The sequence below is a fragment of the Microbulbifer jejuensis genome, from assembly GCF_047289955.1.
GTDB lineage: Bacteria > Pseudomonadota > Gammaproteobacteria > Pseudomonadales > Cellvibrionaceae > Microbulbifer.
Genome location: NZ_JBLBUB010000006.1, coordinates 59,576 through 68,378, shown reverse-complemented (window position 1 = coordinate 68,378; position 8,803 = coordinate 59,576). Strand labels below are relative to the sequence as shown.

The 8,803-nt window shown below is 46.1% G+C and carries 5 protein-coding genes and 2 pseudogenes; 1 reads left to right on the top strand and 6 read right to left on the bottom strand.

The features are described 5' to 3' along the window. The 4 genes and pseudogenes from ACL7TT_RS05380 to ACL7TT_RS05365 form a co-directional block, all read right to left on the bottom strand. Positions 1–308: pseudogene (locus tag ACL7TT_RS05380) on the bottom strand (transposase); the annotation flags it as partial. A 219-nt stretch (positions 309–527) separates the two neighbouring features. Then, on the bottom strand, positions 528–989 hold the full coding sequence (locus ACL7TT_RS05375; RefSeq protein ID WP_413393753.1) for an N-acetyltransferase: 462 nt from the start codon (positions 987–989) through the stop codon (positions 528–530). A gap of 272 nt (positions 990–1,261) precedes the next feature. After that, complete coding sequence (locus ACL7TT_RS05370; RefSeq protein WP_413393751.1) at positions 1,262–1,723, bottom strand: methyltransferase family protein; 462 nt, start codon at positions 1,721–1,723, stop codon at positions 1,262–1,264. A 399-nt stretch (positions 1,724–2,122) separates the two neighbouring features. Continuing rightward, on the bottom strand, positions 2,123–2,488 hold the full coding sequence (locus ACL7TT_RS05365) for a VOC family protein (protein WP_413393749.1): 366 nt from the start codon (positions 2,486–2,488) through the stop codon (positions 2,123–2,125). Positions 2,489–3,717: 1,229 nt separating this feature from the next. On the opposite strand from ACL7TT_RS05365, the gene ACL7TT_RS05360 reads away from it, so the two are divergent. Beyond that, positions 3,718–6,765, top strand: coding sequence for a TonB-dependent receptor (locus ACL7TT_RS05360; RefSeq protein ID WP_413393748.1), 3,048 nt, complete (start codon positions 3,718–3,720; stop codon positions 6,763–6,765). A 504-nt stretch (positions 6,766–7,269) separates the two neighbouring features. Here ACL7TT_RS05360 and ACL7TT_RS05355 read toward each other — a convergent pair. Together ACL7TT_RS05355 and ACL7TT_RS05350 are read right to left on the bottom strand one after the other, a co-directional pair. Continuing rightward, the gene (locus ACL7TT_RS05355) at positions 7,270–7,773 is read right to left on the bottom strand and encodes a hypothetical protein (RefSeq protein ID WP_413393746.1); all 504 of its coding nucleotides are present in this window, start codon (positions 7,771–7,773) and stop codon (positions 7,270–7,272) included. A gap of 774 nt (positions 7,774–8,547) precedes the next feature. Next, positions 8,548–8,712 (bottom strand): annotated as a pseudogene (locus ACL7TT_RS05350) (transposase); the annotation flags it as partial. Positions 8,713–8,803: the final 91 nt, after the last annotated feature.

Sequence of the window (8,803 nt, the reverse complement as noted above, 5' to 3'; positions counted from 1 at the left end):
CATGAAGGCGTATCTCATTTCAGGCTCTTTGCAAAGTACGCCGCGGCTTTTTTTAAGATTGCCAGTTCCTCTGCCTGCTCCGCCAGCTGCCGTTTCAGCCGGGCATTCTCAGCCGCTAGCTGTTTCTCGGCATCTCCTCGATCCTGGTGTAATCTAGCCTTACTCCGCCAGCCGTAGATCTGGGAGGCATGCAGGCCGAGCTGTTTGGCTGCAGCGCTTACGCCCACCTTAGCCGCCAGCGCCTCTGACCGGTACTCCTCGGAGTATTGCTTGCGAGTGGTTTTGGTTGATTTCTTTGGTCTTGCCATGGGTCACCTCTGTCGCGTAGTTTATCGCTTAAGAGAGTGTCCGTCGTTGGTGGGCAAGATCAGAGATCGCAACAAAGGCCAGAAGCCCTTCATAGTATTCGCATGAACTATCCATTACATTTTTTGGTGTTTCAAAGCTAAATATTTTCCTTGGCCGTTTATTTAAATTCCTGGGGTAAAGTTATAAGCGCATATCTTATTGTGGACCATTTTGGTGAGCTATTTTACCTCCAGTTGATACTCAGTAAAGTTATTGTCATACATCTCAGTTTTTCGTATATTTTTTGCAAACTTGCCCAAGAATTTGTAGCCAGGGCGGGTATGTAATAAATGTATAAAAATCTCTTTATGGCCCAGTTCTTTTGCCCACCCCATTACATCCTGAAACACTGTCTTACCTAACCCCCAGAATTGATCATTAATTACCATTGCAATTGCGTATTTATCACATTCCAGTTGAATGCCACACCAGCCCACCAAGGAGCCTTCAAGAATAATTGCTCTAACTCTGCAGCCAGAGGTGCTATCTATCTCTACTTTGGAATCCATCCAAAGTTTCAAGGTCTCAGTTGTAAACAGTGCATGATCAACCAAGTGTTTTCTTACTCTTTCGCGATTGAGTGCTGGTAAAAAATCACTTGGGTTGACTTCATCAAATTTTAGGTATCTTACTGCCTTCATGTTGTTACCGGATTATTAGTGGCATCTCTATTGCAATGTATCTAATGTACCAAAAAGAGTAATATTTGCTGTCTGAATTTATTCCATTATGAGGTAATAGGATTATGAGTATTTACAAAATACCCAGAACTATAGAAATTATTTAGCACAAATTTATAGGATATTGCGCCCTGGAATTTCTTTTAACAATCTAAAACCTCGATTGCGTCTGACTGCAGAAATGGTCGAATAGGGAGGAAAGGTTTGTTGTAAATTCGAAGTGTTTATAATTCCTAAAGCCATCTGCGCACACTATTTTTGTAATTTATGAATTCTTGAGTAAAAATTTGTTGTAAGATTTTTTCTTCGGGTATAATTTGGAAGAGTGTTAAATAGACTATAAATATTGGCACCAATATTGCACTGTAAGCAGAATTCAAAAAAATAGAAAATCCTATAAGAAAAAAAGAAAATCCTACGTACATAGGGTTTCTTGTGTATCGATATATTCCATTCGTCACAAGAATTTCTGATTTTTTTGGATTTCTTGGATCTACGGTTGTCTTTGCTGCTCTAAAGTGCATAACGCCTGACAGAGATATAAGCGCTGATACTACACCTATAAAAACAAATAGAACTAATCTTGTAGTGTATTCAAATCCAATTTTAGGTGAATATCTACCTAACACCCACATGAACAAAAGAAAGGAAAGCACTAAAATAACTGGAGGAATTTTCAACTCAAGAAATTTCATATTGTCTTTTTCTTTAGGGGTGTATAGGCAATGTTATAAAAAGAAAGGGCTTGTAGCCAGGGCGTTGCTAAATGTATTGTCATTATTAACAATTCCCAAATAGGATCTATTGCTTTTCAACCCCCCCCTTTAACAATCTCATATTTCTTTCAGGGTGGAAAGCATAACACGGATTCAACCTGGAAGTGCATACTATTTATGCAGTTTGTGCTGCCAAGTAATTATTCACTAAATCTTCCGGTGTTTAAAAGCCTAATGTTTTCCTTGGGTGGTTATTTAAATCGCACACTCCTGCATCAACTCCCCCCTGAGTTATTTTTTCAAAGTCCGTGCTCTTGGGCCAATATTGGAGCAACAGGTCATTCGTATTCTCGTTCACCTCTTGGTGAACTTTGATATTCAGCTTTTCGGCTCCCATAATTCAACCGGATTACCTTCCGGGTCATGAATCCTGGCAAATTTACCGTTGGGGTATTCCTCTGCATCTATAGCGACTTCGATACCTGCCCGGCGAAGCTGATCTGCCATTTTAGACAAGTCGTTCACGCGAAAATTAATCATCCAGCTTTGAGATTCCTTGCCAAAATAGGTTGTATTATTTTTGAACGGTGCAAATACAGTTGGCCCGCCCTCTTGTACCCAGGGCAATTGACTATATTCTGCCGGAACGGGGTTTACACCTAAGTGCTTCTCGTACCACTTTGCAAGTTTCTCAGGATTACCCGCGCGAAAAAATATACCGCCAATCCCATTAACTTTCTCCATTTTTATTCCCTGCTTGATTTATAGGTAAAATAGCAATCTGCTATCAAAACCCGGCGTCCAATGAGCTGTATTCTATCGAAACTTATGTTTAGGTGGTAAGGGGCTTCTATAATTTTCAATAATTAAAAATATTCCAGTATTGCCATCTTGCAACAGAATGGGTATTGCGTACTCCCTCATATACATTGGCAGCCCATCTATTCGAGAAAATTCTTCTTGCATTCATGGCTCTATCTTTTTATTCCCTGTTATGCCCTCTCTGTCTTTTGTAGTCACAGCGCTATACAAAATACTAACCAGTGTGTTTGGCGCGAAAAACTCTTTTATAGACTAATTCTGGTAACTGGCGTTTCCCGTGGATCCTTGACCTTTTGTTACCGCTAAGGTTAAGCGTGGTGCCTCTCTTACCCTCTACCTTTTTGGGAATTCACAACCACAATGGATTACAAGCTCAAGTGGTCTGGCACCCATTTGTAATAAATCGTTAAAAAATAACAAATGGTATCTGCCTTACAGTAGGAATATTTGTGCCTTAGTAGTAAAAATAATTTCATCATCGATTTGGGTAGATTTTGACTTCTGGTGATCGTACCAGGTCTATGGTTTTTCTTTCCATAGGTAGGGCATTCTTTCTGTTTGTGTCGGCAATATGTTCGGGGTAACCGCGTTACCGATTGCGTAAGTAAATACATACTTACTTTTAGTGCTGCCATTTGTTATTAACCCTACCTCGTCTTTCAAGAGAAATAACTTTCTGAGAAAGTAAAAATTTCTTTTTCGGCGGCTAAAAATAACGGACTGCAAAGTCAAACTCGTGTGGCGCCTGTTAATACTAGAAATCGCTAAAAATCAGCAACTTCAATCCCCCCGACACCGTTGTTTTTGCGTCTTTCCTTGGGAAGAATCTCCCGCTCCCAGGCTCGTGCAGTACCGGGTATTTGCTAACGAGCGTATCGGGGCTGTGCGCAGCCTGTCTCGGGTGCCGGGTATTCTTCCCACCCGTGCCGGCAATACTCGGTGATACCAGCAGTGCCAGGTTAATGTGGTACAGGGAAGTGCCGCCGCCGGCTGCGGGTTGGTTGAAGCTGAGCATATCGGCGAGCCTGCGTGGTTACGCTGGTATCTGAACGGTGGCAATCCAGCAGGTGAGGGAAGCGCGGTTTGATTGTCGGGTTAGTAGCCAAAAATAATCGAAAACAGAAAAAGTACAGAGAGAAAGAGGAATCAAGATGTTGGATTTTCGCAAGCCGCAAAAAAAGCGGATCGCACAGGCGATTCGCCAGGCGCAGCCAATCAATCCTACCGCCCCCCTGTGGTGTAGCGCTGCGATGGCCTGCCTGGCAATAACGGCCACGCCCGCCATCGCCCAGAATGACGGAGAGGCCGATAGCAAAGCGATTGAAGAAATCACCGTTACCGCACAGAAGATTGAGGAGAGTATTCAGGACGTACCCATCGCTGTATCTGCCATTTCCGGCGATACCATGGGCGACCTGAAGGTGGAGCGCGGCGACGAGCTGGTGCGCGCGGTGCCCAATGTGAATTTCTCCAAGGCCAACTTCAGTACCTACAATTTTGCCATCCGCGGTGTGGGTACCAAGGCCATCTCTGCCAGTACCGATCCGGCAGTGGCGGTAAGTTTTAACAATGCGCCCATGATCCGCAACCGCCTCTATGAGCAGGAATTTTTCGATGTGCAGCGGGTGGAGGTGCTGCGCGGGCCACAAGGTACCCTGTATGGCCGCAACGCCACCGCAGGGGTAGTGAATATGCTGCCACAGATGCCGACGCCGGAGTTTGAATCCAATATCAAGGGAGAAGTGGGCAGTTATAATACCCGCCGTACCAGTGCGATGCTGAATGTGCCCCTGGGGGACACCCTGGCCATGCGCTTTTCCGGTGCTATGACCCAGCGGGACGGCTATGACTACAATGCCTTTACCGATAATGATGTTAATGACCGGGATCTTTACTCCACCCGCGTTATTTTGCAGTGGGAGCCCAGTGAAGCTTTTAGTGCCAATCTGATCTGGCAGCACTTCGAGGAGGATGACAATCGCTCCCGCACTGGCAAGCAGCTCTGCAGCCGTGATCCGGGCTTGGCGATGATCGGTGAAACCGATGTGCCTGAAGCATTACAAGATCAGTTTAGCCAGGGCTGTCTGCCAGGCTCTCTCTACGATGAAGGCGCCTTTGGTGCACCCAATGCCAATAGTTTTGCCTTTATTCGTGCACCCAGAACCATTGGTGGGTTTTTGGGGATAAAGAGAGACGAATCTTCCCCTATACCCGAATTCATTACCTTCCTAAAGGATATTGATCCTTATAACAGTGTTCAGCAATCCCGGGATCTGCGGGAGATCAATACCAGCTATGACCCGGTCTTTCGTGCTGAAAACGATGTGGCTCAGTTGAATCTGGAGCTGGCCCTGGGGGATTCGTTACAGCTCTTTGCCCAGTCTACTTATGCCAAGGATGACTACTACAGCTCCCAGGACTACAATCGCTACGTGTCTGATCCAATCTTTAATGATTCCGAGGGCCTTTACGGTTTATTCGCAGGTCCTCGTGGTCCGGGAATCACCCCAGGGGGTGTCTATACGGATCCCCAGTTGGGTGCGTCAGACCGTTTGATCGCGGTAGATATCAGCCAGTCGGATAACCGCCAGTGGAGTCACGAGTTGCGCTTGCAGTCCAGCTTTGATGGGCCGTTTAATTTCTCCCTGGGCGCCAACTACCTGGATTTTGAGTCCCAGGATGACTACTACGTATTTAACAATCTCTTTACCTATATTGCGGAAATAATTTATAACAAAGAGACCCCTCTGGATGGATTTCTTCCTGAACCCGGAACTTGTGAAGAGGATACCCCAGGTGAATGTATCTATGTGGATTATAGTCCGCTGGATCAGTTAAGTGATGATGGCCATAACTACTTTCTTAGCCGCAATCTGGTCAAGACCCGCTCCCGTGCGCTCTTTGGTGAAACCTATTGGCAGATGACGGACGAAGTCAAACTGACTGCCGGCCTGCGGTATACAGAGGACCTTAAAACCGCCACGCCCATTCCCAGCCAGCTGTTACAGGGAACTCAGGTTAGTTTCACAACAGGAGAGGAAACATCAGGCCCTGCCTCTGGCGGCAAGGTACGGCGCGGCTACCCTCAGGGGGAGGATATCGAGCAAGAGTGGCAGGAGTATACCGGCCGGCTGGTACTGGACTGGCGTTCCGAGACCCCCTTTACCGATGAAACCCTGTTCTACGTTTCCTTTGCCCATGGCTATAAAGGTGGCGGCAGCAATCCGCCGCGAGTGGATATAGACCCGGAAGTCGTGCAATACCAGCCGCTGGCCAATACGTTTGACCCGGAGTTTGTTAATGCCTTTGAGTTTGGGGCCAAAAATACCCTGCTGGATGGCAGTCTGAACCTGAACGCCACTGCTTTCTACTATGACTACAAGGATTACCAAGTCTCGCAGATTGTGGATCGTATTTCATTTAATGAAAATTTTGATACCGAAACCTGGGGCCTGGAGCTGGAGAGCGCCTGGCAGCTCACTCCCAACACCCGCATGGATTTCAATCTGGGCTATTTAAAAACCCGTATTGCCGATGGGGAGGAATCCATTGATGTAATGAACCGCACCCAAGGCAATGAAGACTGGGTGTTGGTACGCCCCGGCCTGCAGGTGCCGAGCAACTGTGTTGCGCCACGGCAACTGGTTGAGGATCTTCTGAATTCCAGTCGGGAGTTGTCACCAATTCATCTCAGCCAGCTTTGCGCTGGCACCGCACAGTATGGCAGTTTTACAGGCCCCGATGGGCAAGGAAGGGACCTGGCTGCCCTTTACGGGCTGGATTACACTTTTAATCCCCTGACCGACGCACCAAACTTTGGTCGTGGCTTTGCCGCCGATTTGAGTGGCAATGAGCTGCCCAATGCGCCGCGTTTTACTGCCAACCTGGGTCTGGAGCATGTGATCCAGGTAATGGATTGGGACCTGAAGCTGCGTGCAGACTACTACCGCCAGGGGGAGAGTTATGCGCGGGTATACAATACTGAGTATGACCGCTTGGAAGACTGGAGCAACCTGAATGTATCGGCCACCTTTACGCAGCCGGAATGGGACCTGCAGATGCAGCTCTATATAAAGAATGTATTTGACGATGCACCCATTACCGACTTCTTTACCAATAGCGATGATACCGGCTTAAGTGCCAATGTATTTACCCTGGACCCGAGGATTGTGGGCTTTAGTGTTTATAAGGGGTTCTAAAATACGGGTGGAATTTGGCTAACCACTGTAGGCTGTGGCACAACCCTGCTGCAGCCTTTTTTCTTTACTTTCCTCCTTCTTACCGTCTCTCTATTTAATACGCTGACTGTTAGCTAGCTGGCAACCCTAAATACTTTTTTCTGTCGGGGTTAAGATATTAGCGTCGCTCTAGGACATTTTTTATTCTGAAATACTATGCCTACCTATAGCTTAAAATAACAGTATTGCCCCGACAGTTGATTGGATTGTTGTATTAATACTGTGGACTGCCCACTGAAGGAGAGCAAAGCTACTGGCTATCTGAGGAGAAGTCTCCAGAACTCCTGACAATACATGTGAAGGCTTGCCCGACCCACCCTGTTCCAATAAGTGATTGATGACGAAAACGTATAATAAAAAAGCCACCATCAGAAACTGGTGGTGGCGTTCTTTAGCCGGGTTTTCTATTGATTACACGGCGATTACATAATAAACGACCAATGAAACTAATCGTAATAAATACTTCTAAGGAGTATAGGATACTGCCGGCGTGGTACCAACAATACCGTTAACTACACAGGGGGCAGCACCAGTGGGGTTGGAGGGGATCTCTGCCATATTAAAGGAAATTTCACCAGTAGTTTGATCCAGAGTACCAACCAGATCGCCGAGGCAGTCGCCGGTAATTCCCTGCACATCCACATTCTTTAAGGTGACGACATCGTCGGCCCCACCTTCCAGCTCATAGGGAAAGTTAAAAAAGCCAATACTTCCGCAAAGGCCCAAAGAACCAGTTAATGATAGAGCAACGATTTCGGCACTACCGGCAGCATCGATATTGGCCATACCATTCATACTACACGAAAGCGTAATACCTTTGGATACCTGAAGGGGGGTTGCTGGGTCATTCGCAACAACTATGCCAGTAGTATTGAGGGGCGCCCAGGTCGCTGCATTGGCCAGTCCAGCAAAACCAGTCGCGGCGAGGGTAAGAGATACAGCAGTAAGAAATTTTTTCATGGTAATCATTCTCTCCAAGTTAGTAAGTGCACTACGCGGCACAAAGGAGCGTTGCCTGCGAGTACTGCCCGGCATTGGCTGGGCACCTTGCAGCCTAACTACCCCAGGTGTACGGGGTATGACAGCGTGATTGCAGCGCAGAAAATTGTCGAATTTTTATATAACCACAGTACAAAAAAATCCACTTATATAACTATTGTGACAATCCATTGCTATTTGTACAAAACACGCAATCGTATCCTTGTGCCGTCGCGGAAAAAACACAGGCGTTTTAAGGCATTACCTTTTAATGAAGGAAATTAAACAAGCAGTGGCCTTATCGGTCTGTGAGTTTTCAATAGGGTAAGACGCGCTAAACTACCTGCAGGGGGGATAGCTGCGACAAGTTGGCGTGAATTTTATCTTTTTGCCTGAAAAAGTGGATGCGTGTTCAATTCGGACACCCATTCCGGTTTGACTGATAGTTTCTGGTTTATGATTTTTTCGAAGAGAGGTTTACAGTAGGGTGTGGTGTTGCAGGTTTTTACTGGAGGAATTTTTTACTGGAGTATTTACGGTATCTAATATTCCGTATGCTTTTCTGCATACTAATTTTTAGATTTAGCAGGTGATTACAAGGGTAAGTATTTACTTATGTCAACACTTTCCGCAGTGCACATTGGCTAACGAATACCTATAAAGTCAGGTAAGTTCTTGCAGTTACTTGAGTGCTTTATTAACGTTGCTTCGGTAATTTTTAAACGACTTGCTGGGCTACAAGGAAATAAACTCACTCACAATACACGTTGCCGCTTTGTAGGCGCACTTGAGATCGGCCATAAATGCCTTCTGGTTTTTCGAGGCCACGTACTTCATCGAGTTGCGAATCTGGTGGATGATACAGTGCTGGATTTTGGTCTTGGGATTAATACTCTCAATGGCCTCAGAGAGGTCCTGCAGGCCGTCTATGCGCACTGTACACTGTTTTTTTATTTCTACACCGGAGTGAAAGCTTGTTGAAGACATGAGAGCAATGCTTCTCCAGCGATTTTTTCATATT

Coding starts and splice junctions, on each gene's coding strand:
- ACL7TT_RS05375 (WP_413393753.1), bottom strand. CDS start 989: ATGAAGGCAGTAAGATACCTAAAATTTGATGAAGTCAACCCAAGTGAT.
- ACL7TT_RS05370 (WP_413393751.1), bottom strand. CDS start 1,723: ATGAAATTTCTTGAGTTGAAAATTCCTCCAGTTATTTTAGTGCTTTCC.
- ACL7TT_RS05365 (WP_413393749.1), bottom strand. CDS start 2,488: ATGGAGAAAGTTAATGGGATTGGCGGTATATTTTTTCGCGCGGGTAAT.
- ACL7TT_RS05360 (WP_413393748.1), top strand. CDS start 3,718: ATGTTGGATTTTCGCAAGCCGCAAAAAAAGCGGATCGCACAGGCGATT.
- ACL7TT_RS05355 (WP_413393746.1), bottom strand. CDS start 7,773: ATGATTACCATGAAAAAATTTCTTACTGCTGTATCTCTTACCCTCGCC.